We start from the raw sequence: 1,472 nt of genomic DNA on the forward strand, positions 1-1,472 counted from the left end.
TGAACTGTGCCCCAGTTTACGGACAGTTTAAAAAAGCGCCTATGCGGCTAGTAAATGACTCCGGTATTGTTCCGGGGTCATTTTATTTAAGCCCCATTGATAACGATGCTGGTTATATTCCTCGATTACTCGATGCACTTCTTTTCTAACATCTTTTAAATTATCTAACGATTTATACTCTGCTAAATCCTTAAAGTGCCCAAAGAAACTTTCCATTGGTGCGTTATCCCAACAGTTTCCCTTTCGGGACATCGATTGTGTTAAGCCAAGTTTCTTTACTTTGCTTTGGAATAGGGGATGAGTATAGTGGAAACCTTGGTCAGAATGCAATATAGCTTCTGGATGAAAATGATCGCCAACAGCTTGTTTTAATTTTTTTAGCGTCTTATATACAATATCCATTTCTAACGAAGTGGACAGGTGATAAGCGACTATTTCCTTGGTAGCTCCATCTTTTACGCAGGATAAATATGCTTTTTGTCCCTTTCCGAAATAGAGATAAGTAATGTCAGTAAGCAGAACTTTCCCTGGTTCTTCCTGATTGAATTCTCGGTTAAGGAGGTTAGGACAAGTTCGATGCTCCTGGGTTGCCTTAGCCATTTTACGATAAGGATTGGCTATCCTTACTTTTGTTTCAAGATTATATTTTGCCATCAGACGCCTAATCTTTTTGTGATTCATTACCGATAAATAATCATTCTCCATAATCATTTTAATCTGGAGGGCACCTACTTTTTCTTTTTTGCATATGAATATTTTTCGAATTAACTCTATATCCAATTCATCCTGCTCGTCACGTTGTGACCGTAGTTGCGCTGCCTTCAACCAATCATAGTAGCCACTTCGACTTACGCCTGCCAGTTCACACAGGTAGGAAACAGATTTCTTTAACTGATGTGTTCTAATAGTTTTCTCAATCAGTGAAAACTTCTCAGCTGCCGTTAGAATCGTTTCTTCTTCAACGCCTGCCTTTCTAGTTCTTCCAGCTTTTTTAAGAAGTCATTCTCTGCCTCAAGGAATTTAATCCTTGCCTCAGCCTTCCTTAGTTTCTCCTCAATGGAAAGTTGTTTTGAAGAAGGACGTCCAGTACTCCCTTTACCTCTGCGTTCCGTAAGGAAACCTTCCTCTCCAAACCTTTCAAATGTTTCTCTCCAACGCTTAAGACAATATTTTGGCTGTTTCTTGCCAATCATCTCGAGATCAAAACCATGTTCAATAAAGATTTCCGAAGGTGTTTTCCCACTTTTGTATTCCGCCACTGCTTTTATCTTAAATTCCGGACTATAGGAGATTGACCTTTCGGAAGCCCTCAAAACATTAGGATTCTTCTCAAGCTCTTTCATTTGGAATTCATTATAAATATTCTTACTCATGATAAATCCTCCGCTCATATTCATTAAATCTATTGAAACACAAAAAACCCCGGAAAGGGGCACTTTTTTATCAGTGTCCGCTATCCGGGGTATAGTTCA

At 39.0% G+C, this 1,472-nt stretch carries 1 protein-coding gene; it reads right to left on the reverse strand.

Annotation, left to right across the window (positions count from 1 at the left end; genetic code table 11):
* Nucleotides 1–39: 39 nt before the first annotated feature.
* Nucleotides 40–1,373 (reverse strand): IS3 family transposase gene (locus tag DFO73_RS28195; protein WP_110067961.1). Its coding sequence is split into 2 segments (ribosomal slippage): nucleotides 40–1,001 and nucleotides 1,001–1,373, totalling 1,335 coding nucleotides; the frame shifts between segments, so codons are not numbered across the junction.
* Between the last annotated feature and the right edge of the window lie 99 nt (nucleotides 1,374–1,472).

It is taken from the genome of Cytobacillus oceanisediminis (genome assembly GCF_003182355.1).
GTDB lineage: Bacteria > Bacillota > Bacilli > Bacillales > Cytobacillaceae > Cytobacillus > Cytobacillus oceanisediminis_A.